At 69.1% G+C, this 22,405-nt stretch carries 21 protein-coding genes; 9 read left to right on the plus strand and 12 right to left on the minus strand.

What is annotated here, in order from left to right; all coding sequences use genetic code 11:
• The first annotated feature begins 257 nt into the window (after positions 1–257).
• On the plus strand, positions 258–2,153 hold the full coding sequence (locus tag V5F59_RS13510; protein ID WP_393978189.1) for a sigma-54-dependent Fis family transcriptional regulator: 1,896 nt from the start codon (positions 258–260) through the stop codon (positions 2,151–2,153).
• 139 nt (positions 2,154–2,292) lie between these two features.
• On the opposite strand, the gene lhpI is transcribed toward V5F59_RS13510, so the two are convergent.
• Positions 2,293–3,228 carry a bifunctional Delta(1)-pyrroline-2-carboxylate/Delta(1)-piperideine-2-carboxylate reductase gene (gene lhpI / locus V5F59_RS13515; RefSeq protein WP_393978191.1) on the minus strand — a complete coding sequence of 312 codons (936 nt, stop codon included), beginning with the start codon at positions 3,226–3,228 and terminating at the stop codon, positions 2,293–2,295.
• A 257-nt stretch (positions 3,229–3,485) separates the two neighbouring features.
• On the opposite strand from lhpI, the gene ku (V5F59_RS13520) reads away from it, so the two are divergent.
• Together ku (V5F59_RS13520) and ligD are read left to right on the plus strand one after the other, a co-directional pair.
• Positions 3,486–4,355, plus strand: coding sequence for a non-homologous end joining protein Ku (gene ku, locus V5F59_RS13520; protein WP_393978193.1), 870 nt, complete (start codon positions 3,486–3,488; stop codon positions 4,353–4,355).
• A gap of 9 nt (positions 4,356–4,364) precedes the next feature.
• Positions 4,365–6,905 (plus strand): DNA ligase D, encoded by a 2,541-nt coding sequence (gene ligD / locus V5F59_RS13525; protein ID WP_393978195.1) that lies wholly within the window; start codon positions 4,365–4,367, stop codon positions 6,903–6,905.
• Between the two features lie 3 nt (positions 6,906–6,908).
• Here the strand turns inward: ligD and V5F59_RS13530 are convergent, their stop codons facing one another.
• From V5F59_RS13530 to V5F59_RS13540, 3 genes are all read right to left on the minus strand, one after another.
• Positions 6,909–8,111, minus strand: a complete 1,203-nt coding sequence (locus V5F59_RS13530; protein ID WP_393978197.1) for an NAD(P)/FAD-dependent oxidoreductase — start codon at positions 8,109–8,111, stop codon at positions 6,909–6,911.
• 3 nt (positions 8,112–8,114) lie between these two features.
• Positions 8,115–9,290: a CaiB/BaiF CoA transferase family protein gene (locus V5F59_RS13535; RefSeq protein WP_393978199.1), complete on the minus strand. Its 1,176-nt coding sequence runs from the start codon at positions 9,288–9,290 to the stop codon at positions 8,115–8,117.
• Between the two features lie 206 nt (positions 9,291–9,496).
• The gene (locus tag V5F59_RS13540) at positions 9,497–10,690 is read right to left on the minus strand and encodes an acyl-CoA dehydrogenase (RefSeq protein ID WP_393978201.1); all 1,194 of its coding nucleotides are present in this window, start codon (positions 10,688–10,690) and stop codon (positions 9,497–9,499) included.
• Between the two features lie 114 nt (positions 10,691–10,804).
• On the opposite strand from V5F59_RS13540, the gene V5F59_RS13545 reads away from it, so the two are divergent.
• Positions 10,805–11,452 (plus strand): TetR/AcrR family transcriptional regulator, encoded by a 648-nt coding sequence (locus V5F59_RS13545; protein ID WP_393978203.1) that lies wholly within the window; start codon positions 10,805–10,807, stop codon positions 11,450–11,452.
• A 67-nt stretch (positions 11,453–11,519) separates the two neighbouring features.
• Here the strand turns inward: V5F59_RS13545 and V5F59_RS13550 are convergent, their stop codons facing one another.
• The 3 genes from V5F59_RS13550 to amaB all read right to left on the minus strand — a co-directional run bounded on the left by V5F59_RS13550 (position 11,520) and on the right by amaB (position 15,029).
• On the minus strand, positions 11,520–11,684 hold the full coding sequence (locus tag V5F59_RS13550; RefSeq protein WP_393978205.1) for a hypothetical protein: 165 nt from the start codon (positions 11,682–11,684) through the stop codon (positions 11,520–11,522).
• A gap of 665 nt (positions 11,685–12,349) precedes the next feature.
• Positions 12,350–13,159, minus strand: a complete 810-nt coding sequence (locus V5F59_RS13555) for a DUF2092 domain-containing protein (protein WP_393978207.1) — start codon at positions 13,157–13,159, stop codon at positions 12,350–12,352.
• Between the two features lie 337 nt (positions 13,160–13,496).
• Complete coding sequence (gene amaB, locus V5F59_RS13560) at positions 13,497–15,029, minus strand: L-piperidine-6-carboxylate dehydrogenase (protein ID WP_393978209.1); 1,533 nt, start codon at positions 15,027–15,029, stop codon at positions 13,497–13,499.
• A gap of 134 nt (positions 15,030–15,163) precedes the next feature.
• Between amaB and V5F59_RS13565 the strand changes: the two genes are divergently transcribed.
• From V5F59_RS13565 to ku (V5F59_RS13575), 3 genes are read left to right on the plus strand one after another with little or no spacing between them, the layout of a single operon-like run.
• Positions 15,164–15,361: a DUF2934 domain-containing protein gene (locus V5F59_RS13565; protein WP_393978211.1), complete on the plus strand. Its 198-nt coding sequence runs from the start codon at positions 15,164–15,166 to the stop codon at positions 15,359–15,361.
• Between the two features lie 24 nt (positions 15,362–15,385).
• On the plus strand, positions 15,386–15,574 hold the full coding sequence (locus V5F59_RS13570; RefSeq protein ID WP_393978213.1) for a DUF3008 family protein: 189 nt from the start codon (positions 15,386–15,388) through the stop codon (positions 15,572–15,574).
• Between the two features lie 13 nt (positions 15,575–15,587).
• On the plus strand, positions 15,588–16,388 hold the full coding sequence (gene ku / locus V5F59_RS13575; protein WP_393978215.1) for a non-homologous end joining protein Ku: 801 nt from the start codon (positions 15,588–15,590) through the stop codon (positions 16,386–16,388).
• A 55-nt stretch (positions 16,389–16,443) separates the two neighbouring features.
• On the opposite strand, the gene V5F59_RS13580 is transcribed toward ku (V5F59_RS13575), so the two are convergent.
• The 4 genes from V5F59_RS13580 to cysS all read right to left on the minus strand — a co-directional run bounded on the left by V5F59_RS13580 (position 16,444) and on the right by cysS (position 20,553).
• Entirely contained in the window at positions 16,444–16,890 is a 447-nt protein-coding gene (locus tag V5F59_RS13580; protein ID WP_393978217.1) for a DoxX family protein, read from the minus strand.
• Between the two features lie 176 nt (positions 16,891–17,066).
• Positions 17,067–18,680 (minus strand): citramalate synthase, encoded by a 1,614-nt coding sequence (gene cimA, locus V5F59_RS13585; RefSeq protein ID WP_393978219.1) that lies wholly within the window; start codon positions 18,678–18,680, stop codon positions 17,067–17,069.
• Entirely contained in the window at positions 18,677–19,168 is a 492-nt protein-coding gene (locus tag V5F59_RS13590) for a GNAT family N-acetyltransferase (protein ID WP_393978221.1), read from the minus strand. The genes cimA and V5F59_RS13590 overlap by 4 nt, the downstream gene beginning before the upstream one ends.
• Positions 19,165–20,553: a cysteine--tRNA ligase gene (gene cysS / locus V5F59_RS13595; RefSeq protein WP_393978223.1), complete on the minus strand. Its 1,389-nt coding sequence runs from the start codon at positions 20,551–20,553 to the stop codon at positions 19,165–19,167. Before cysS ends, V5F59_RS13590 begins: the two co-directional genes overlap by 4 nt.
• 368 nt (positions 20,554–20,921) lie before the next feature.
• Here cysS and V5F59_RS13600 point away from each other — a divergent pair, with 368 nt between their 5' ends.
• Complete coding sequence (locus tag V5F59_RS13600) at positions 20,922–21,311, plus strand: YkvA family protein (RefSeq protein ID WP_393978225.1); 390 nt, start codon at positions 20,922–20,924, stop codon at positions 21,309–21,311.
• A 173-nt stretch (positions 21,312–21,484) separates the two neighbouring features.
• Positions 21,485–21,799 carry a hypothetical protein gene (locus V5F59_RS13605; RefSeq protein ID WP_393978227.1) on the plus strand — a complete coding sequence of 105 codons (315 nt, stop codon included), beginning with the start codon at positions 21,485–21,487 and terminating at the stop codon, positions 21,797–21,799.
• A 24-nt stretch (positions 21,800–21,823) separates the two neighbouring features.
• Here the strand turns inward: V5F59_RS13605 and V5F59_RS13610 are convergent, their stop codons facing one another.
• On the minus strand, positions 21,824–22,360 hold the full coding sequence (locus V5F59_RS13610) for a CreA family protein (RefSeq protein ID WP_393978229.1): 537 nt from the start codon (positions 22,358–22,360) through the stop codon (positions 21,824–21,826).
• Positions 22,361–22,405 lie beyond the last annotated feature (45 nt).

Here is a 22,405-nt window from a genome sequence, read left to right on the forward strand (position 1 = left end):
AGGCCGGGAACGACTGGGGCCTTGGCCTGTCGAGGTCTTGCGGGCGCGTGGTTTCTGCGCTTATCTAGCCGTCAAAGCCGCCGCCGCCAGGGTCAACCCGCGCGGAAGAATGCGGCGCACAAGGGAGTGAACCGCCATCGGACGAGGCCCGGGCCGCGTGGGGAATGCGCAGCCGAACGGGTTCCGGACGCTGGCCAACAGGCTCAGGCGGCGCCTTTACGGGAACGCCGCGCCGCCCGGCCCGGAGGGCAGAGCTGGTGCCATATCGCGAGATTGCCCGTGCCTGGGAGGCGTTTCACCAGGACGGCTTCGCCTCACCCGTCGTCCGCCCCGCGGTGCTGGCCTCCTGGCAGCGCTCGCGGCAGCATTGCATTGCCGCCAACCGGGCGGCCGCCCCCCTTGTCTCGGAGGCCGAGCTGCACCGCCGGCGGGGGCAGAACACCCGCCTCATCACCGCCGCCCGCCCCGCCATGGACGAGGCGCGGCATCTTCTCTCCGACGCGCGCTCCATGCTCATCCTCACCGACACGGAGGGGACCATCCTTGAGACAGAAGGCGACGTGCGCGCCGTGGACACCGGGCAGGAGGTAAAGCTCCAGCGCGGCGGGCGCTGGTGCGAGGCCGAAATCGGCACCAACGCCATCGGCACGGCGCTCGCCAGCGGGCGCCCGGTGCAGATCCACGCCTCGGAGCATTTCTGCGCCCCGGTCCAACGGTGGACCTGCGCCGCCGCCCCGGTGCACCATCCCCTCGACGGCGAGGTGATCGGCGCGGTGGACATCTCCGGCTCCACCGACACCTTCAACCCGCAGAACCTCGCCCATGCGGTGGCCCTCGCCCACCAGATCGAGGCGGTGCTGGGCCGGCGCCTGGAGATGGAGCACGAGCAGGTGCTGCGGCACTTCCTCTCCAAGCGCTCGCTCTGGCTCTCGGAGGAGATCCTGGCCTTCGGCCGCTCCGGCGCGCTCATCTATTCCACCGACAGGGCCCTGAAGGAGGTGGCGCGGCGCAACGACCGCTTCATCTCCGACGGGCGCCTCGCGGCCCTGCGGGAGGTGGCGCCCGACGCCTGGGCCGAGCGCGTCGCCGCCCTCCTGCCGGGGGCCAGCATCGAGATCGTGCGGGAGGACGGGGAGGAGATCGGCGGCGTGGTCGTGCTCCACGCCGCACGCCGGCCGAAGCCAGTCCCGCGCGAGGGCGTGCGCGACGCGGAACCCTTCCCGTTCGAGGCCATCGTGGGCGAGAGCCCGGTGATGCGCGAAGCCAAGGAGAAGGCACGGCGCATGGCAGAGAGCGGCCTTCCCATCCTGCTGGAAGGCGAGACGGGGGTGGGCAAGGAGGTGTTCGCCCGCGCCATCCACGGCGGGCGTCAGCCCTGCGGCCCTTTCGTGCCGCTCAATTGCGGCGGCCTCCCGCGCGATCTCATCGCCAGCGAACTGTTCGGCTACGACAAGGGGGCCTTCACCGGCGCCGATGCCGCCGGCAAGCAGGGCAAGGTGGAGGCGGCGGACGGCGGGCTGCTCTGCCTCGACGAGATCGGCGAGATGCCGCTGGAATTGCAATCCTACCTGCTGCGTGTGCTGGAGGATGGCGTCGTCTACCGCGTCGGTGGGCACGCGGCGCGGCGGGTGAACCTGCGCCTCGTCTCCATGACCAACCGCGACCTGTCCGGCGAGGTGGCGGCCGGCCGCTTCCGCAAGGACCTGTTCTACCGCATCGCCGCCCTGCGCCTGCGCATCCCGCCGCTGCGGGAACGGGGCGAGGACGTGCTGCTGCTGCTCGACCATTTCGGCCGCGCCGCGGCAGCCCGGGCCGGGTTGCCCGCGCCCCGCTTCACCGAGGCGGCCCGGGCGGCGCTCGCCGCTTATTCCTGGCCGGGCAATGTTCGCGAGCTGAGGAACGTGGTGGACATGCTGATCGCCATGGGCGGCTCGGCCGGCGGCGCCGTCGATCTCCCCGACCTGCCGCCGGAGATCCATGCGGGAGCGGAGGAGCCGCGGAAGGGCACCGACCTGAAGGCGGTGGAGGAAGCCGCGATCCGGGCGGCGGTGGAAGCCTGCGGCGGCAACCTCTCGCGCGCGGCCCGCCGCCTCGGCATCGCGCGCTCCACCCTCTACATGCGCCTCGCCGCGCTGGAGAAGGTCGCGCCCTGACAAGATCGCCGCGCGGGAGGCACCCACCCCGTGCGGCGGATCCCCCGGCCGGACCGGTCCCCGGCATCACGGCTTGTCGTTCATGCCGGCGATGGCAAGCGGTTCACAGGCCCGGCCGGATTGCGTGTCCGAGGGGCTTTCACCGCCCCACGACCATCTCCGCTGCCACGAGGTCCTCCAGCGCGGCGCCGACGGACTTGAAGAGCGTGACCTGGCCGGGATCCGTGCGCCCCTCCTTCAGGCCCGCGCACAGCTCGTGCATGTCGGCCACGATCTGGTCCAGGGACCAGCGCCCCGCAGCCACCGGCTGGAGCAGGTCCCCCGCCTCGCCGCACGCGCCGGGATACGTATCCACGTAGACGCGGCTCTTCACCACCAGCGCGTCGTCGCTCTCGCGCATGGAGGGGGTGAAGGCGCCGACGAGGTCCACATGGGTGCCTGCCTTCACGTCCGCACCGAGCACCAGCGGCTCCACGGAGGTGGTTCCGGCGGTGATGATGTCCGCGGCGCGCACGCCGTCCACCAAATCCTCCACCACCTCGGCGGGAAGCCCCATGTCGGCGAGGCGCTCGGCGAGCCGTTCGGCGCGCTTAAGGGTCCGCCCCCAGACCAGAATCCGCGTGATCGGCCGGATCGCGCAATGGGCCATGGCGAGATGGAAGGTCAGGTTGCCGGTGCCCACCACGGTCAGCGTGGCGCTGTCTTCCCGCGACAGGAAGGCGGAAGCGAGCGCGGAGGTCGCAGCCGTGCGGCGGTTGGTGAGCGCATCGGCTTCCAGCAGAGCCATCGGCACGCCGGTCTGCCCGTCGAACAGGGCATAGACGCCGTGCACCGAGCCGAGCCCGCGGGCGGCATTGCCGGGAAAGACGTTCACCAGCTTCACCCCGAGCAATTCGCCGCGCCGCCACGCGGGCATGGCGAAGAAATGGCCCGGCACGTCGGGCGTTCCCACCTCGTGGGCATGGCGCTTGGGGGCCTCGACCTTCGCCTCGGCAAAGGCGGCGCTGAGGGCGGGGATCAGCCGGTCGTAGGGCAGCGCGGCCTCCACCTCGTCGGCCTCATAGATGCGAACCATGCCCCGCCTCCCGAATCCCTTTTCAGACAAGCTAGAGCACGCGCCCGCCGGATTGCACCGCAATCTGTGCAGACAACGCCTCCTCTTTCTTCAAGTTTGGAAAGCGTTTCCCGGCGGATTGAAACAATTGGCCCGGACCGCGCCTGCGGGTGACGAGCGAGGCAAGAAAAAACCCTTGCCGGATCACCAGCGCGGGTGTGCCATCTGCCCGACGCCCGGACGGACGACGATCCCCGGCAAGGGACGAAGAGGCGCTCATGACGCCGCGCGCGAGCTGGAAGGGATTTCTCACCGTCGGTGCCCTGGGTTGCCGCGTCGGGCTCCATGCCGCGGCCTCAAGCTCCGAGCGCATCGCGCTGCACATGGTGAACCGCAAGACCGGGCACCGCCTGCACCGTCAATATGTGGACGAGGAGACCGGCCGACCCGTGGGCCGCGATGACCAGGTGAAAGGATATGAGGTCGCGACGGGCGAATTCGTCACCCTCACACCGGATGAAATCGCATCCGTGGTGCCGGAAGGGGACAAGGCGATTACTGTTTCCGCCTTCGTCCCGTGCGACAGCATCGACACCACCTATCTCGACCGGCCCTACTTCCTCGCCCCGTCGGACGCCGCAGGGAGCGAGGCCTTTGCGCTTATCGCCGCCGGGCTGGCGGCGCGGAAGGTGGCTGCATTGGGCGAGGTGGTGCTCTTCCGCCGCGTGCGCAAGCTGCTCATCCGTCCCGGCCTCGCGCACGGCGCGCTCATCGCGCAGACGCTGAACTTCGACTATGAGGTGCGCTCCGCCGACGCGGCGTTCGCCGACGTGCCCGACGTGGCGGTGACGGAGGAGATGCTCTCCCTCGCCCTCCACATCGTCCGCGCCAAGACCGGAACCTTCGACCCCGCGGCCCTTGACGATCGCTACGAGAACGCCCTCGCGGAACTGGTGCGCGCCAAGGTGGAGGGCCGGCCGGTGCCCCGGCGCCGAACCGCTCGCGCGGAGAATGTGGTGGACCTGCTGGACGCCCTGCGCGCCAGCGCCGGCACGGCGCGCGGCAAGGGAAAGCCCGCCCGCAGGGGTGCGCGTGGACCGTCCCCGGCAACGTCCGGCCCCGCGCGACCCAAGCACGAGGCAGGATGAGGGCCGGGCATGGCCGATCTCTCCCCCTACCGCGCCAAGCGCGATTTCGGCACCACGCCCGAGCCCAAGGGGCGCCAGGCATCGCACACCCACCCCGCAAGGGGGCCGGCGGGCCTTTTCGTCATCCAGAAGCACGCCGCGCGCCGCCTGCATTATGACCTCCGGCTGGAGATGGACGGGGTGCTGAAGAGCTGGGCCGTCACGCGCGGCCCCAGCCTCGTGCCGAGCGAAAAACGCCTTGCGGTGCAGGTGGAGGACCATCCGCTCGACTATGCGGGCTTCGAGGGCACCATTCCGCCCGGCCAATATGGCGCCGGCAACGTGATCGTGTGGGACCGCGGCTTCTGGACGCCGGAGGGCGATCCCCATGCGGGCTATGCGAAAGGCCACCTTTCCTTCCGCCTCGACGGGGAAAAGCTGCACGGCGGCTGGCACCTGGTGCGCATGGCGCCACGCGGCGGCGGAAAGAAGGACAACTGGCTCCTCATCAAGGCCGAGGATGCCGATGCCCGTCCGGAAGGTGCGCCGGATATTCTGGACGACGCCCCGGCATCGGTGCTCACCGGCCGGGACGTGACGGACATTTCCGCCGCCGATCCGGCCGCAACGTCGAAGCGGCCCCCCGCTCGGCGCCCCGCGGCACGAAGCTCCGGCCCAGCGGAGCCGGACCCACCGGTCTCGCAGCAGCCCACATTCCCTAAGGATAGCAGGGCCGCGCCGCTGCCGCACTTCGTTCCGCCGGCCCTTGCGACCCTGGCCCCCCGCGCGCCGGCCGGCCGGCGCCATGTCCATGAGATCAAGTTCGACGGCTATCGCATCGAAGCCCGCATCAGCAATGGGCACGCCAGGCTCCTCACCCGCACCGGGCTCGACTGGACGGGGCGCTTCGGCCCCGAAGTTCCCGCGGCGCTTGAAGGTCTCCCCGTAACCGACGCGCTGATCGACGGCGAGCTGGTAGTGGAGACGGGCAACGGCGCCTCCGACTTCTCGGCCCTTCAGGCGGATCTGCGGGAGGGGCGCACGGACCGCTTCGTCTATTACGTCTTCGACCTCCTCCATCTCGACGGACAGGATCTCACGGGCGCACCACTGCTGGCCCGCAAAGGACTGCTGAAAACGCTCATCGGCGATGGGGCGGCGAAGGTGCGCTACAGCGACCACTTCGAGGATGACGGCTCCCTCGTGCTTCAGCACGCCTGCCGCCTGGGACTGGAGGGGGTCGTCTCCAAGCTGAAGGATGCCCCATACCGCTCCGGCCGCTCCCGCGACTGGATCAAGTCCAAATGCGCTGAGCGGCAGGAGTTCGTCATCGGCGGCTTCGTGCCTTCCACCACGTCGCGCCGGACGGTGGGCTCACTGGTGCTGGGCGCCTATGAGAAGGGCCGACTCGTCCACGTGGGGCGCGTCGGCACCGGCTTCACCCGCCGCGTCGCCGCCGACCTCCATGCCCAGCTCGCACCGGATGCGGTGGAGACATCGCCCTTCGCCACGCCCCTCACGGCGGATGAGGCGCGGCACGTGACCTTCTTGAAGCCGGACCATGTGGCGGAGGTGGAATTCCGCAGCTGGACGGCCGACGGGCACCTGCGCCACGCTGCTTTCCGTGGCCTGCGCGAGGACAAGCCGGCGCGCGAGGTGGTGCGGGAGGATCCCCCATCGGCCGACCCGCCGGACGATGCCCCGCCGCGCCGGCGCGTGCGCCTCACCCATCCCGATCGCATCTACTGGCCCGACGCGGGCCTCACCAAGGAAGGACTGGCGGATTATTACGCCGAGGTGTGGCGCCTCATGGCGCCCTTCGTCACCGACCGGCCACTGGCGCTGGTGCGCTGCCCGGAGGGGATCGGCGGCCCGCGTTTCTTCCAGAAGCATCCCTGGCAGGGCCTCGACCGCAGCATCCTGCGCCCTGTCGACCCGAAGGCGCCGGAGGACGCGCCCTACCTCGCCATCCGCGACCTCGACGGGCTGACGGCGCTGGTGCAGGGCGCGGCGCTGGAGATCCACCCCTTCGGCTCCACCATCGCCGACTGGGAGCGGCCCGACATCCTCATCCTCGACCTCGACCCTGGCGAGGGGGTCGCGTGGGAGCAGGTGCTGGCCGCCGCGCGGGAGGTGAGGGAGAGGCTGGAAAAGGCCGGCCTGTCAGCCTTCGTGAAGACCTCCGGCGGCAAGGGCCTCCATGTCTGCGCCCCGCTGAAGCCCAAGGCGGACTGGACGGCGGCGAAGGCTTTCGCCAAGGCGCTGGCCGATGCCATGGCGGCCGACAGCCCGGGCCTCTACGTCTCGACCATCGCCAAGACCAAGCGCAAGGGGCGCATCCTCATCGACTATCTGCGCAACCAGCGCGGACAGACCGCAGTCGCCCCCTATTCCACGCGCGCGTGGCCAGGCGCGCCGGTCTCCATGCCGCTCGCCTGGGAGGAGCTTTCGCCGGACATCGGGCCGGGCCACTTCACGGCCCTCAATACGCCCACGCGCCTCGCGGCCCTCGATCGCGACCCTTGGGGAGAGTTTCGCGCCACGGCCGCTCCCCTGCCCCCGCCTCCGTGACCCTCACACCACCTTCAGCTCGCGTACCGGCTCGTTGCGGGCGAGGCGGGAGAAGGCGAGCGGAGCGAGATCGAGCGTCACATAGCGCCCATGGACGATGAGCTCGGCGAGCCCCCGCCCCACCGCCGGCGACTGCTGGAGCCCGTGCCCCGAAAAGCCGTTGGCCAGGTAGAAGCCCTCAACTCCCTCCACATCGCCGATGAAGGCGTTCTGGTCGAAAGCGTTCATGTCATAGTGCCCGGCCCAGGCGCGGCCGGGGCGGATGCGCTCGAAGGCGGGGATGCGGGCGGCGAGCGCCGGCCACACCGTCTCCTCGAAGAAGGCGTGGTCCACCTCGAAATCCACATTGTCGGGGTCGTCCGCCGGCGCCGGGGCGGCCCCGCAGAGGAACCCCCGCCCCTCCGGCCGCACATAGGTGCCGGTGGGATCAATGAGCAGCGGGCAGCCCGGCACCGGGTCCTCGGCGGTGAAGGTGAAGATCATGCGCTTCTTGGTGTGGACCGGAATGTCGACGCCGGCCGAGCGCGCGATCTCCCGCCCGCCGGCGCCCGCCGCATTCACCACCGCGCCGCAGGCGATCTCCTCGCCACCCTCCAGCACAACGGCGGCCACCCTCCCGGCTGCCTGCCTCACCCCTTGGGCCCGCGCGGCACGATAGTCGACGCCGAGCGCGCGCGCCTTGCGGCGGAAGGCCTGCATGAGGCCGTAGCCATCGAACCACCCTTCCCCCGTCACACCGAAGCAGCCGGCGGACAGGTCGTCCACGCTCAGCCAGGGAAAGCGCGCCGCGAGCGCGTCCGGCTCCAGGAAAGCGATGTCGGCGCCTTGGGCCACCTGAACCGCATGCCCCGCCTGAAGCGCCGCGCGTCCCTCGGGACCTGCTAGGAAAAGATAACCGCCCTCGGTGAGGCCGATGTCCGGGCGCTCGCCGTCCACCGCCAGCCGCTCCCCGATCTCCCGCAGGAAGCGGATGCCGTGGAGCGAGATCTCCACATTGATGGCGGTGGAATATTGCTGGCGGATCGAGGCCGCCGACAAGGCCGAGGCGCAGCGCTGGTAGGAGGGATCCTGCTCCAGGACCAGCACGCGGCCTGTGAACGCGGGATCGGCCGCAAGGTGGAAGGCCACCGACGAGCCGGTCACCGCCCCGCCGACGATGACCACGTCGTAGGCCGCTCCCGTCCGCGCCGGGCCCGCCAATGCCACGGCTCAGGCCTTCGCGAGGGCAGAGAGGGCGGCGAGCACCGCCTCGGTATCCGCGCCGAGGCGGGGGCTCGCGCGCTTCGCCACCTGCCGCACCCCGTCGAGCACGATGGGGCTCGCCACTGCCGGCACGGTGCCGCCGCCCGCCTCCTTCAGGTCAACGCGCAGCCCACGCGCCTGCACCTGCGGATCGTCGAACACTTGGGAGACGGTGTTGATGGGCCCCGCCGGCACCCCCTGCTTCTCCAGCGCGGCGAGGAGGTCGTCGCGCCTGAAGGCGGCGGTGAGGGCGGAGAGTTGCGGCACCAGGGCGGCGCGATGGGCCACGCGCTCGGGATTGGTCCTGTAATCCGGCTCCTGCGCCAGTTCCGGCGCGCCGAGCACGGCGCAGAAGCGGGCGAACTGGCCATCATTCCCCACGGCAGCGATGAAATAGCCGTCCGCGCAGGGGAAGACCTGGTAGGGCACGATGTTGGGATGGGCGTTGCCCATGCGCTTGGGCGCCTTGCCGGAGGTGAGGTAGTTCATGGCCTGGTTGGCCAGCACGCCCACCTGCGTGTCGAGCAGCGCCATGTCCACGTGGCCGCCCGTCCCCGTCTCCTCTCGCCGGCGCAGGGCGGCGAGGATGCCAACGGTAGCATAGAGGCCCGTGAAGATATCGGCGAAGGCGACGCCCACCTTCTGCGGCTCGCCATCCGGCGCGCCGGTCAGGTCCATGATGCCGCCCATGCCCTGCACCAGGAAGTCGTAGCCCGCCCGCGGCGCATAGGGGCCGTCCTGGCCGAAGCCGGTGACGGAGCAATAGACGAGGCGCGGATTCTCGGCCTTCAGGCTCTCGTAGTCGAGCCCGTATTTCCTGAGGCCGCCAACCTTGAAATTCTCGATCACCACATCGCTCTGCCGAGCCAGGGCGCGGATGGTGGCCTGCCCTTCCTCCGTCTCGAAATCAACGGCGACGGACCGCTTGCCGCGGTTGGTGGCATGGAAATAGGCCGCGCCGAGGTCCGCCCCGTCCGCCCCCTTCAGGAAGGGCGGGCCCCAGGTGCGGGTATCATCGCCGCCGCCGGGACGCTCCACCTTGATGACTTCCGCACCGAGATCGGCGAGCAGCTGCCCACACCAGGGACCCGCGAGGATGCGGGCGAGTTCGAGGACACGAAGGCCGGAAAGGGGCTGGGACATGGGATCGAGCCTGCATTGACGACGTTCACCGACGTGTACGGTCCGCCGGCGATCACGGGCCACCATTGCCCGGTCTTGCTGTCATCCCCCGGCTCGCCCGGGGGATCCACTCTTTCTTTTGCCTGGCGGCAGGCGAGCGGCGCGGTGGATGCCCCGGGCGAGCCGGGACATGACGGCCCGACTGTCGGACCGACGCGCGCAGCGCCTCAGAAGAACGCCTGGATGCCGGTGATGGCGCGGCCGAGGATCAGCGCATGAATGTCGTGCGTGCCCTCGTAAGTGTTCACCGTCTCCAGGTTCGCCGCATGGCGGATGACGTGGAACTCGGCGGAGATGCCGTTGCCACCATGCATGTCGCGGGCGGTGCGGGCGATATCCAGGGCCTTGCCGCAATTGTTGCGCTTCAGGAAGGAAATGGCCTCCACCGGCAGCTGCCCCTCTTCGAACAGCCGCCCCGCGCGCAGGCAGAGCTGCAGGCCGAGGGCGATCTCCGTGGCCATGTCGGCCAGCTTCTTCTGCACCAGCTGGGTGGCGGCCAGCGGCTTGCCGAACTGCTTACGGTCGAGCGTGTACTGCCGCGCCTGCGCATAGCACGCCTCGGCCGCGCCGATGGCCCCCCAGCCGATGCCGAAGCGCGCCCGGTTGAGGCAACCGAAGGGGCCGGCCAGACCGGAGACGTTGGGCAGCAGGTTCTCTTCCGGGATCTCCACGCCGTCGAGCACCACCTCGCCGGTGATGGAGGCGCGCAGCGACAGCTTGCCCTCGATCTTGGGGGTGGAGAAACCCTTGGTGCCGCGCTCCACCACGAAGCCGCGGATGGCGTTGTCATGCGCCGCGGACTTCGCCCACACCACCGCGAGATCGGCGATGGGGGAGTTGGTGATCCACATCTTGGCGCCGTTGAGGCGGTAGCCACCGTCGATCTTCTCGGCGCGGGTGCGCATGCCGGCCGGGTCGGAGCCCGCGTCCGGCTCGGTGAGGCCGAAGCAGCCCACCCATTCGCCGGTGGCAAGCTTCGGCAGGTACTTCTTGCGCTGCTCCTCGGAGCCGTAGGCGTAGATGGGGTGCATCACGAGGGAGGACTGCACGCTCATGGCCGAGCGGTAGCCCGAATCGACCCGCTCCACTTCCCGCGCGGCGAGGCCGTAGGAGACGTAGCCAAGGCCCGCGCCGCCGTATTCCGCCGGGATGGTGGGGCCGAGCAGGCCCAGCTCGCCCATCTCGTTCATGATCTCACGGTCGAAGCGCTCGTCGAGATAAGCGGAGGTCACGCGCGGCAGGAGCTTCTCCTGCGCATAGTCGCGCGCCGTGTCGCGCACCAGGCGCTCGTCCTCGGTCAGCTGGCTGTTGAGATCAAAAGGATCGGTCCAGTCGAAGGTGGCTTTCGAGGCGGCGGCCATCGGCGTGTCTCCCGCTTGCCGCCCGGACGATCCGGGCTGGCTCCATTTACATTCCGACCAGTCGGTATATAACTATCGAGCCTCAGTCAAGGGAGCGAAGCGCTGGATCAGGATGTGACGAAGGAGAAGGAAGCCGCCCCGCGTGCGTCCCGCCCGCGCAAGGCTTCCGCGCGTCCCGGCCGGCCGCCGTTGATGGAGGACCCGCGTGCCGAAATCCTGCGCAAGGCAGCCGAGCTGTTCGCGCGAAAGGGCTATGTGGAAAGCTCGCTCAACGAGCTGGCGCGTGCCATGAACTATTCCAAGGGCGCGATCTACAACTACTTCTCCTCGAAGCAGGAGATCTATGACGCCATCATCATCTTCACTCTCACGGGCCTCTACGAGACCGCGGCAAAGGCGGTGAAGGACGAGGACCCGCCGGTGGAGCGGCTGCGCCACTACATGATGGCCCACGCCCGCTTCCTCGCCGACAATTACGATTGCTTCGTCACCATGCTCGTGGGCTTTTCCGGCATGGCCAACACGGAGCTGAAGGACGATGCCCTCGCCCTGCGCGACGCGCATGAGGGGCTGCTGCGCCAGATCATCACCGAAGGCGTGGCGGATGGCTCGTTCCGCGAGGTCAGCGCCGCCATGACCGGCCGCGCCGTGCTCTCGCTGCTGAGCTGGATGGTGCGCTGGTTCAAGCCGGGCGGCGGCAAGTCGGCGGAAGACGTGGCGCAGGAATATCACGACTTGCTGGTGCGCGGCCTGCTGCCCTGAGCGATATCGGGCCTCGAGCAGGTGGAGATGAACCGGGCGGCGCCGCAACGACGCCGCCCGTTTCGCATCAGTTGGGGTTGGTCACCACCTGATAGACCACGTGCCCGCCGACGAATTGCGGCAAGTACCAGCTCGGCCCGCACTGCTGGTAGGCGACGCCGTTGACGATGACCCGCGCGCACGCATCCGGCAGCGAATAGACGTAGGAGCCGATGGCCGCCGCCGTGACCACTGCCGCACCGGCCGCAGCCCCGCCCCACCATCCACCCGGATAGTAGGGGCCGGGCCAGTAACCCGGATGGTAGGGCGGATATGGCGGCAGCGGACCCGGGCCTGGACCAGGGCCAGGGCCGGGCGGAATGGGCCCCGGTCCGGGCGGCACGGGGCCCGGCCCCGGGTGCGGGCCTGGCCCCGGCGGCAGCGGTGCCGGACCTGGATGTGGCCCAGGCCCGGGTCCTGGCCCTGGCCCCGGATGCGGGCCCGGCCTGGGTCCGGGATGAGGACCGGGATCGGGATTCGGCGCCGGATGCGGGGCAGGCCGCGGTCCCGGCTCGGGATTGGGGGCCGGTTTCGGCCCGGCGTCCGGATTATGGGCCGGTGTTGGGAATTGATGGTCCGGCCGATCAAACGAATGGCCGGGCGGCACCGGGCGGTTGAAGCGGGAATCCGCATTGTAGTGCGGGCTCGCGTTCATGCGCGGGCCCGCCATGTCAAAGCCGCCGTGGCCGAAGCCCCGCGCATAGTCTTCATGACCAAAGCCGCCACGGGCAAAACCACCGTGGAAGCCGAAGCTGCGGGCAACCGCCGCCGGAGGCAGCAGGCTCGTGCCGAGGGCAAGAAGGCTTGCCGCCGCGGCGAAGCGACGGAGGGTGGGAGAGCGGAAAGTCTCGCTCGCCATCACTTGCCTCCCTTGCCGCCGGCCTGGACCTTGGGGCGGGCGAAATCGATGCGCCCAAGGTTCGGCCCGGGCGTGAAGGCAAAGACGTCGTCGCCGAAGGTCGGGCTCGTCACCCAGCTGAGGGTGGCGGAAAAGCGCGGGTTGCCCTTCACCCGGCGATCCACCAGAGAGATTTTCAGCGGCAGCGGCGCATCCCCTGGCGGCAGCCAGATCTCCAGGTCGAGGTCGCGGCCGATGAGGGCATAGTGCTCGGCCGGCTTGCCGTCGATCGTGGCGAGGCCGACAAAGAAGCCACGCGTGAACTGCTTCAGCGGCGAGGTCGGCGTCCCCCAGGACAACAGGTCGGCCAGCGGCACCTCCACATCGAGGGTCTGCGCGGCGAAGGCCAGCGTCTCGTCCGCGCGCGGCTTGCCCGGCGCCTGCGCAAAATAGCCATCGGCCGGCGCGACGACCGTGAAAGTCTTGCCATCAAAGAAATATTGCCGCCTGATCGTGTCCGTCTCGCTGTCGATCCGCAGCCGATCCGGACGCTTCACAAAATAATGCACGGTACCGCCGAGCTCCACCTGATGGGCGCCGCGGAGCGCGACCTCGATGGTGGTGTGGGCGGTCAGCTCGAAGGTGTTCAACGCGGCAATGGCGGCGCCCATGCGAGTGACGGCGGCGAGCGCGGCAGGGTCGATGGTGTTGGCGGCATGGTCCTTGGGACCAGGCGGAGCGGCGGTGGCGGGCGCGACGCGCCCGCCCACCAGGAACCCCACCATGGCCAGCACCGCTGCGGCTCGGACCAGGCATTGGGAATGCAGCATGAAGGGCCTCTTCTGCGTTCGGATGCGGAGACGGGAAACGCGACGGCGCGAGCGACGGCTGTAGGGAACCGCGCCGGCCGGGCGGCCTGCACGCGTCGGAACGCGCCATGCGCGATCCAGTCCAGCCCAGCCGGACCGCCGGGAAATCCCGCCGCCGAACTGCGCCCCCTACCTCCGCCTCCGAGCCCGGCGCCTCCCGCCATTGGGACACGCACCAGCCCGCCGCCAAGCCGATACAAGGTGAAGCTAGCGCTTGGCAGCATAGGGGCACAAGGTGCCAAATTACCCATGGCGCCGGATTGCTGCGCGACTGCGCCACGAGGCCCGTGGCGCAGGCTTATCCCACGTCGAAGGTCACGCCCTGGGCGAGGGGCAGGCGGGTGCCGTAATTGATGGTGTTGGTGGCACGCCGCATGTAGGCCTTCCAGCAGTCCGAACCCGCCTCGCGGCCGCCGCCCGTCTCCTTCTCGCCACCGAACGCGCCGCCGATCTCCGCACCCGAGGGGCCGATGTTCACATTGGCGATGCCGCAGTCCGAGCCGGCCGCGGAGAGGAACAGCTCCGCCTCGCGCAGGTTCGTGGTGAAGACCGACGAGGCAAGCCCCTGCGGCACCTCGTTGTTGAGGTGGACAGCCTCGGCAAAGTCCGAATAGCGCAGCACGTAGAGGATGGGGGCGAAGGTCTCCGCCGCCACCGTGTCGGTCTGCGCCGGCATCTCCACCAGGGCGGGGCGCACGTAGAAGGCATCCGGCAACGCATCCGCCGCCACCCGCTCGCCGCCGGTGACGACGCCGCCGGCCGCCCGCGCCGCTTCCAGCGCCACCTGCATGGCGGCGAAGGCCTCACCGTCGATCAGCGGACCCACCAGAGTTTCCGCGGCGCGCGGGTCGCCGACGCGCACCGAGCCGTAGGCCTTCTTCAGGCGCGGCAGCAGCGCGTCATAGATGTCCGCGTGGACGATGAGGCGGCGCAGCGTGGTGCAGCGCTGCCCGGCCGTGCCCATGGCGGCGAAGGCCACCGCGCGGACCGTGAGGTCGAGATCTGCCGAAGGGCAGACGATGGCAGCGTTGTTGCCGCCGAGCTCCAGGATCGCCCGGCCGAAGCGCGCCGCCACCCGCGGTGCCACCACCCGCCCCATTGCGGTGGAGCCGGTGGCCGAAACGACCGGCACACCGGCATCGTCCACCAGGGCCTCGCCGGCCTCCCGCGCCCCGAGGACGAGGGTGGAGAGCCCCTCTGGCACGCTGCCGAAACGCGCGGCGGCGCGGCGGAAGATGGCATCCACCGCGAGAGCGGTGAGCGGCGTCTTCTCCGATGGCTTCCACACCACCGCGTCGCCGCAGACGAAGGCGAGCGCGGCATTCCATGACCAGACGGCGACGGGGAAGTTGAAGGCGGAGATGACCCCGACGACCCCGATGGGATGCCATGTCTCCATCATGCGGTGGTCGGGCCGCTCGGTGGCGATGGTCAGGCCGTGGAGCTGGCGCGAGAGGCCGGTGGCGAAGTCGCAGATGTCGATCATCTCCTGCACTTCGCCCGCCCCTTCCGAGGCGATCTTGCCGGCCTCGATGGTCACGAGGGCCGCGAGGTCGGCCTTCGCCGCGCGCAATTCCTCGCCGAACAGGCGCACCAGCTCGCCCCGGCGCGGCGCGGGCACGGTGCGCCATTCAAGGAAGGCGGCATGGGCGCGGGCGATGGCGCCCTCCACCTCCTCCGCCCCCATGTCTGCGACGTGAGCCAGCACTTCGCCGGTGAGGGGCGATGTGGCCGCGCGGTGGCCTTCGAGTCGGGAGGCGCTCACACCGAGCCCGTTCAGGATGCCGCGCGCCTGCGCGGCCAGGGCACCGATTTGCGGAAAGCTCGACATGCGCGTCTCCTCGTCTGGTTTGCCTCCTTGTACCTGCCGGAATGGAAGCCGGGAACCGTCCGCGGCCACCGGCCGTTCGTCACCAGAGGGGTGTGCGGAGGGATTCGTGCGCCCGGATGAACACGGAGGGCGCCATGCCCCAACCCAACGCCCCGACACCAGAGAGCAAACTGCACGGCGTCGCATCGAACGGCCTCACCGAGACGGAGCGCGACCAGATCCGCCGCCGCGCGCACGCCATCTGGCGGGAGGAAGGCTATCCCCAGGGCCGCGACCGCGCGCACTGGGAGAAAGCCGAGATGGAGATCCTGAAGGGCCGCAGGTCCTACTAAGCAAAGCTGATGACGGAGGAGTCGATGCCGGCGAAATCCAAGGCCCAGCAGATGGCGGCGGGCGCGGCGCTGGCGGCCAAGCGCGGCGAGCTGCCCAAGGGCAAGCTCAAGGGCGCCTCTCGCGAGATGTTCGAGAGCATGACGGAAAAGCAGCTGGAGGAGTTCGCCTCCACCAAGCGCACCGGCAAGCCCGAGCATGTCTCGCGCAACTGAGGCCTGAGTTGCGATGGCCCCGCGCGCCTTCTGGACGGGCTATCTGAAGCTCTCGCTCGTGACCTGTCGCGTAGCCATGACGCAGGCCACCACCGAAGCCGAGAAGGTGCGCTTCCACACCCTCAATCGCCTCACCGGCAACAAGGTGGTCTCCCGCTATGTGGACGAGATCTCCGGCACGCCGGTGGACGATGCGGACGTGGCGCGCGGCTACCCGACGGGAGAGGACAGCAGCGTCATTCTCGAGGACGAGGAACTGGATGCCGTAGCCCTCGACAGCACCCGCATCATCGACATCGAGCACTTCGTGCCCCGCGACGACATTGGCTGGGTCTACCTCGACAAGCCCCATTACATGACGCCAGACGATGTGGTGGGGGCGGAAGCCTTCGCCGTCATCCGCGCCGCCATGGCGGAGAGCGGGATGGCCGCTCTTTCCCGCCTCGTGCTCTATCGGCGGGAGCGCGGGGTCATGATCGAGCCGCGCGGCCGCGGGCTTGTTCTGTGGACGCTGCGCTTCGGTGACGAGGTGCGCTCCTTCGACGGCGCACCCGAGGCGGGGCGCGCCCCGGACAAGGCCGCCCTCGCCCTGATCAAAAAGCTGATCGGGGAGCGGACGCGCCCCTTCACGCCGGACATGGTAGAGGACCCGGTCCAGGCCGGCCTCCTCGACCTGATCGCTGCCCGGCAGAAGAAACACCCAGCCCGCAAGCCCCGGACTGCGGCGCGGCAGGAGCCTGCCTCAAACGTGGTGAACATCATGGATGCCCTGACGCGGAGCCTCGCCTCCGCCCAGGGCCGTCGCGGGAAATAGGCGGGAAAAGAAAAGGCGGGAGGGCAGCCCTCCCGCCTGGACGTCGCGTGCCGGCTCACGCGGTGGCAGGCGCAGTCCTCTTCAGGGGCCAGGCGAACAGGCCGAAGATGCCGGGATTCCTGTTCCATGCATCAAGCGCCACGGCGAGAGAAGCGACGCCCCAGAAGACAAGATATTCGATGCCGTGCTGTGCCCAGAACCAGCCGAGCCCGTGCACCGCGATGGTCGCATAGGCGGCCACGGCCATGAGCCCCGCAGAGACGACTCCGAGATACTTGGTGAACACCCCGAAAGTCAGGCCGAACGCACAGATGAGCTCCATCGTGACGGACAGCACCACGAAACCTTCCGGCGGATAAAACCCGGCCTTGGTGAAGAACCCGACCGCCCCCGCAAATCCGATGATCTTGGAAATGGCGTGGGGGAAATAGAACAAGCCGCACAGGATGCGCGTCACCACCATGGGATTGGACAAATCAAACCGGGCATTGACTTCGGACATGACGAAACCCTCCGAACCAAGCGGGGATGTAAGCCAAAGAGCTTGCCTCCAAGCTTGGTCGAAGTCTCTTCCCAGGCACCCCGCTAGACATTGATTTCGGACAACATGCGCACCCTATTCTCGGAGGCGCGGCGCCCCGCCGCATCCGGCGGCCGGGGCCAGGGGAAAGGGGGCGATCAGGCGGTCGCCCCCTCCTTCAGCAGCTTCCAGGTGATGGAGTCGATGAGCGCCTCGAAGGACGCATCGATGATGTTCGGGGAGACGCCGACGGTGGTCCAGCGATCGCCCTTCTCGTCGGCGGTTTCGATGAGCACGCGCGTCACCGCCTCGGTGCCGCCGTTCAGGACGCGCACGCGATAGTCGGTGAGATGCAGCCCGGCGATGAAAGGCTGGTACTTGCCGAGATCCTTGCGCAGCGCCACGTCCAGCGCATTCACCGGGCCGTTGCCCTCGGCGGCGGAGATGAGCACCTCGTCCCCCACCTTCACCTTCACGATGGCCTCGGCCACGGTGGTGAGCTCGCCTTTGGCGTTGAAGCGGCGCTCCACGTTCACGCTGAAGCGCTCCACGTCGAAGAAGTCCGGCACGGTGCCGAGGGCGCGGCGCGCCAGGAGCGCGAAGGAGGCGTCCGCCGCCTCATAGGCATAGCCGAGCGACTCCCGGGTTTTGACGTCGTCGAGGAGGCGGGAAAGGCGCGGATCCTTCTTGTCCACCGGCACGCCGAGGCGCTCCAGCTCCGCCAGCACGTTGGACTTGCCCGCCTGGTCGGAGACCAGCAGCTTGCGCCGGTTGCCCACCGCTTCCGGCGGCACGTGCTCGTAGGTCGCCGGGTCCTTCAGGATGGCCGAGGCGTGGATGCCGGCCTTGGTGGCGAAGGCGCTCTCGCCCACGTAAGGGGCATGCCGGTCCGGCGCGCGATTCAGCATCTCGTCCAGCGTTCGGGAGATCTGGGCGATCTCGCCCAGGGCCTCGCGCGAGACGCCGATGTCGAAGCGCTCCGAAAACTCCTTCTTCAGCAGCAGCGTCGGCACGATGGAACACATGTTGGCATTGCCGCAGCGCTCGCCGAGGCCGTTGAGCGTGCCCTGGATCTGCCGAACGCCGGCCCGCACGGCGGCGAGCGAGTTGGCCACCGCCTGCTCCGTGTCGTTGTGGGCATGGATGCCGAGGTTGCTGCCCGGCACCACCTTCACCACCTCGCCGACAATCGCCTCCACCTCATGGGGCAGCGTGCCGCCGTTGGTGTCGCAGAGCACCACCCAGCGGGCGCCGGCCTCATAGGCAGCGCGGGCGCAGGCGAGCGCGAAGTCGCGGTCTTCCTTGAAGCCGTCGAAGAAGTGCTCGCAATCCACCAGAGCCTCACGCCCGGCGGCAACGGCCGCCTCGACGCTTTCCCGAATGGAGGCGAGGTTCTCCTCCTTCGTCGTCTCCAGCGCCACCCGCACCTGATAGGCGGAGGACTTGGCGACGAAGCAGATGGCATCGGCCCTCGCCTCCAGCAGGGCGGCGATGCCAGGGTCATTGGAAGCGGAGCGGCCGGGGCGCTTGGTCATGCCGAAGGCGGTGATGCGGGCCTTGGCCGGATGCTCTTCGGCGAACAGCTGCGTGTCGGTGGGATTGGCGCCGGGATAGCCGGCCTCCACATAGTCGACGCCCAGCCGGTCCAGCAGGGACAGCACCCTCAGCTTGTCGGCGACGGTGAAATCCACCCCGTTGGTCTGCGCGCCGTCGCGCAGGGTGGTATCGAAGAGATAGAGGCGCTCGCGCCCCTGAGGAACAGCCGCCGTCATTGCCCTGCCCCTTCGGAGAACGCCTTCTCCATGGCCGTGTTGCCCAGCCAGGTGTCGGCAAGCGGCACCATGTTGCGGCGGTGGGCCACGTAGCCGCGGCGCTGGAAGAAGCCGAGCGCGGTGTCGCTGGCATCCACCGACACCGCCCGGGAGCCACGGGCCTTGGCCAGCGCCTCGACCGCGTCACACAGGGCCTTGCCGACGCCGGAGCCGGCCGCATCGGGTGCCACATAGAGCAGGTCGATGTGCGCGTTGTCCTTCAGGGCGATAAAGCCCGCCGGCGTGCCACCCCTGTGGGCCACCAGGGTGAGGCGGGACGCGAGGCGTTCGGCGAAGGCCGCCTCGTCATCGGCAGCGGCGCTCCAGGCCTCCTGCTGCTCCTCGTCATAATCGTCGCCGGTCAGTTCGGCGATGGAGGCGCGGAACAGGGCGGCGAGCAGGGGCGCATCCGCCGGCAGGAAGGGGCGCAGCGAGACGGGAGCGCTCATCGCGACACCTCCCAGCTGGTCGTTCCGTCCTTGTTGTCCATCAGCACGATGCCCTGGGCCGCCAGTTCCTCGCGGATCTGGTCGGCGCGCTTGAAATCCCTGGCCTTGCGGGCGGCGAGGCGCTCGGCGATCAGGCCGGCGATCACCCCTTCGTCGAGAGCGATGGCCTGCTTCTGCCGCGCGCGCCACCCGGTTTCGGTATCACTGAGCAGACCGAGCAGGTTGGCCGCGCCCTTGAAGCGGCGGCGCAAGGCGGAGGACGTGTCCTCGTGCTCCGCCACCTCGGCGAGATGGTGCAGGTGGGAGATCACCGACGGGGTGTTGAGATCATCGGCGAGGCGGTCGGCGATCTCGGTCTCGAAGGGGTTCCCCTCCCCCGCCTCGGCTTCCACCTCGCCGATCACGCGGTACCATTTGTCCAGCGTCTTAGCTGCGAAGCCCAGGCCCTGCCGGGTCCAGTTGATGGGCTGGCGGTAATGGGTGGAAAGCATGGCGAGGCGCAGCACCTCGCCGGGCCACTCCTCCAGAAGCTCGCGGATGGTGACGAAGTTGCCGAGCGACTTCGACATCTTCTCGCCTTCCAGCATCAGGAAGCCGTTGTGCATCCACATCTGCGCCATCACCCCCGTGTGGAAGGCGCAGCGCGACTGGGCGATCTCGTTCTCATGGTGGGGGAAGACGAGGTCGATGCCGCCGCCGTGGATGTCGAAGGTCTCGCCCAGGTGCTTCCAGCTCATGGCCGAGCACTCGATGTGCCAGCCGGGGCGGCCCGGAGTGGCGATGCCGCAGGGCGAGGGCCAGCCGGGGACTCCCTCCTCGCTCGGCTTCCACAACACGAAATCCATGGGATCGCGCTTGTAGGGCGCGACGTCCACGCGCGCGCCGGCCACCATCTCATCCAGCGGGCGGCGGGAGAGACGGCCATAGTCCGGCATGGAGGGCACGTGGAACAGCACATGCTCCTCCGCCACATAGGCATGGCCCGTCGCGACGAGGCGCTCGATGAGGTCGCGCATCTCGATGATGTGCTCGGTGGCGCGCGGCTCGACGGTCGGTGGCAGGCAGCCGAGCGCAGCCGTGTCCTGGCGGAACCAGCGGTAGGTCTCTTCCGTTAGGTCACGGATGGTGATGCCGCGCTCCGCGGCACGGGCGTTGATCTTGTCGTCCACGTCAGTGATGTTGCGCACGTATTTGACGTGGGCCTCGCCATAGAGGCGGCGCAGCAGGCGGAACAGCACGTCGAAGACGATGACGGGGCGGGCATTGCCGATATGGGCGTGATCATAGACCGTCGGGCCGCACACATACATGCGCACGCGGCTGGGATCGAGCGGACGCAGCGTGTCCTTCGAGCGGGTCAGCGTATTGTAGAGCCTGAGCTCCATGGATCGATCCCCCAATTCTCCTGAGGGGTTACGCGGCCCGTTCCGCCTAAGCGGAACAGCGCGAGGCCCCTAAGCGCGAAACATGCGCTCTCGCCGGTCCACCGGCCGGGGCGTCCAGATCCTTGTTTTAAGGGAGCAGCAAAGGACGGCCGCGGCCAGCTTTTCGGGCTAACCGCAAATAATCGCCGCGACGGCGCAGATGATGGCAAGACGGCCGTTCATGGCGCGGGACAATGGTTCGCGCTGGCGCGGGCGTCAAGACCTTTCGCACAAGCCTCACCCCCCTTCGCGCAGGATTATTGCGCTTCTCTGTGCCCGTCTGCGCCGCCAGAATGGCGCCATACCGCTGATCGGAAGGTGCTTTCCCGATGCCGAGCCGGACGCGCCTCCAGGCGCTCAAAGCCTGGGCCGGACGCCTGAAGCGCGATGTCCTCGCCTTGTGGCTCGGCGCCCGCGACCCGCAGGTTCCGCTTTCCGCAAAGGTGGTGGGAGGGATCGTGGCCGCCTACGCCCTTTCGCCCGTCGACCTCATTCCGGATTTCATCCCGGTGCTGGGCTATCTGGATGACCTCGTCATCGTGCCCGTTGGCATCCTCCTCGCGGTCCGGCTGATTCCGCCCCCGGTGCTGGCCCGGCTGCGGGATGAGGCGACACGGATGCAAGCCCGGCCGGTGAGCCGGGCGGGACTTGTCGCCATCATCCTCATCTGGCTCGCGACCGCTGCCCTGCTCGTGAAGCTGCTGCTCGCCCGCGCTTGACCGGATCGCCCCGGCGGCGCTATCCCCCCACCCTGAAAGCGCGCCTCCGGCGCCAAGGCGGCCCGCCCTTCGGGCCGCTCCTCCCTTCCCCCGGCGCCCTGCCGTCCGCAGCGCGTGCCGCCAGATGGGACAGAGCCGGCCGCGCGCCTTGTTCGAGAGGCCGTTTCCTTCCCATGCACATCCTTCGATCGCTGGTCTTCGCAGCGGCGGCGGGCCTGTCGCTGTCCGTCGCCCCGGCCCTGGCCGAGACGCGAATCTTCATCATCGACAATTCGGACGGTTACGGGGTCGACGCCTGTCTGTCGTCCGGAGCTCCCTGCGGCGAGAAGATCGCCGCCGCCTGGTGCCACTCCCACGATTACGACCACGCCCTCGACTTCGGCCGGGTCACGGATACGCCGCTCACCCCGGCGAGCGCCCGCGCGCCGGAGCGCTTCTGCACCGGCGCCCTGTGCCCCGAGGCCGTCGCCATCACCTGCGCCCGTTGAGGCCGATGCGCCGCCTCCCGGCCCTCAGCGCAGGAAGTCGGCGCACTTCGGCACATCACCGCTCCCGCCCCATGGCATGATCGGAACGGTGGAGGTGGAGTTCTTCGGACTGCCGTCGATCAGCTTGTCGGAATAAACGAGGTAGACGAGCACGTTGCGCTTGGCATCGCAGCCCCGCACGATCTGCATCTTCTTGAAGAAGAAGGAACGGCTCTCGCGGAACACCACGTCGCCCTGATCGAACTTCGACTTGAACGAGATCGGCCCGACCTGGCGACAAGCGAGGGAGATGTCGGAGACTTCCTCCGCAACACCCACCATGCCCTTCAACCCACCCTTCTCCGGCGTCGTGTAGTGGCAGGCGACGCCCTCCACCACCGGGTCGTCGATGCCGTAGACGGCGAGCTTGTCGTCGGGGGTCAGGAACTTCCATACCGTCGACTTCTTGAAGATCAGGTTCGGCTCCTGCGCCGCGACGGAGCCCGTCCCGGCCATGGGCAGGAAAGCCAGGGCCGCGGCAAGAAGGGCGGCGGCACGCGTCATGGCTGCGGCAGGCGTCATCTCGATCCCCAAGGTTATGCTGCCCTGCATATGGGGTTTGCCGCG

This window comes from Xanthobacter nonsaccharivorans, from assembly GCF_043194755.2.
Taxonomy (GTDB): Bacteria; Pseudomonadota; Alphaproteobacteria; order Rhizobiales; family Xanthobacteraceae; genus Xanthobacter; species Xanthobacter autotrophicus_G.

What these genes read in the sequence shown, in the direction of transcription:
- amaB (WP_393978209.1), bottom strand. Translation starts at nt 15,029, where the DNA reads ATGTCGAGCTTTCCGCAAATCGGTGCCCTGGCCGCGCAGGCGCGCGGC.
- V5F59_RS13570 (WP_393978213.1), top strand. Translation starts at nt 15,386, where the DNA reads ATGCCGGCGAAATCCAAGGCCCAGCAGATGGCGGCGGGCGCGGCGCTG.
- cimA (WP_393978219.1), bottom strand. Translation starts at nt 18,680, where the DNA reads ATGACGGCGGCTGTTCCTCAGGGGCGCGAGCGCCTCTATCTCTTCGAT.
- V5F59_RS13565 (WP_393978211.1), top strand. Translation starts at nt 15,164, where the DNA reads ATGCCCCAACCCAACGCCCCGACACCAGAGAGCAAACTGCACGGCGTC.
- V5F59_RS13610 (WP_393978229.1), bottom strand. Translation starts at nt 22,360, where the DNA reads ATGACGCCTGCCGCAGCCATGACGCGTGCCGCCGCCCTTCTTGCCGCG.
- V5F59_RS13590 (WP_393978221.1), bottom strand. Translation starts at nt 19,168, where the DNA reads ATGAGCGCTCCCGTCTCGCTGCGCCCCTTCCTGCCGGCGGATGCGCCC.
- V5F59_RS13600 (WP_393978225.1), top strand. Translation starts at nt 20,922, where the DNA reads ATGCCGAGCCGGACGCGCCTCCAGGCGCTCAAAGCCTGGGCCGGACGC.
- V5F59_RS13605 (WP_393978227.1), top strand. Translation starts at nt 21,485, where the DNA reads ATGCACATCCTTCGATCGCTGGTCTTCGCAGCGGCGGCGGGCCTGTCG.
- cysS (WP_393978223.1), bottom strand. Translation starts at nt 20,553, where the DNA reads ATGGAGCTCAGGCTCTACAATACGCTGACCCGCTCGAAGGACACGCTG.
- ligD (WP_393978195.1), top strand. Translation starts at nt 4,365, where the DNA reads ATGGCCGATCTCTCCCCCTACCGCGCCAAGCGCGATTTCGGCACCACG.
- V5F59_RS13535 (WP_393978199.1), bottom strand. Translation starts at nt 9,290, where the DNA reads ATGTCCCAGCCCCTTTCCGGCCTTCGTGTCCTCGAACTCGCCCGCATC.
- ku (WP_393978193.1), top strand. Translation starts at nt 3,486, where the DNA reads ATGACGCCGCGCGCGAGCTGGAAGGGATTTCTCACCGTCGGTGCCCTG.
- V5F59_RS13555 (WP_393978207.1), bottom strand. Translation starts at nt 13,159, where the DNA reads ATGCTGCATTCCCAATGCCTGGTCCGAGCCGCAGCGGTGCTGGCCATG.
- ku (WP_393978215.1), top strand. Translation starts at nt 15,588, where the DNA reads ATGGCCCCGCGCGCCTTCTGGACGGGCTATCTGAAGCTCTCGCTCGTG.
- lhpI (WP_393978191.1), bottom strand. Translation starts at nt 3,228, where the DNA reads ATGGTTCGCATCTATGAGGCCGACGAGGTGGAGGCCGCGCTGCCCTAC.
- V5F59_RS13580 (WP_393978217.1), bottom strand. Translation starts at nt 16,890, where the DNA reads ATGTCCGAAGTCAATGCCCGGTTTGATTTGTCCAATCCCATGGTGGTG.
- V5F59_RS13540 (WP_393978201.1), bottom strand. Translation starts at nt 10,690, where the DNA reads ATGGCCGCCGCCTCGAAAGCCACCTTCGACTGGACCGATCCTTTTGAT.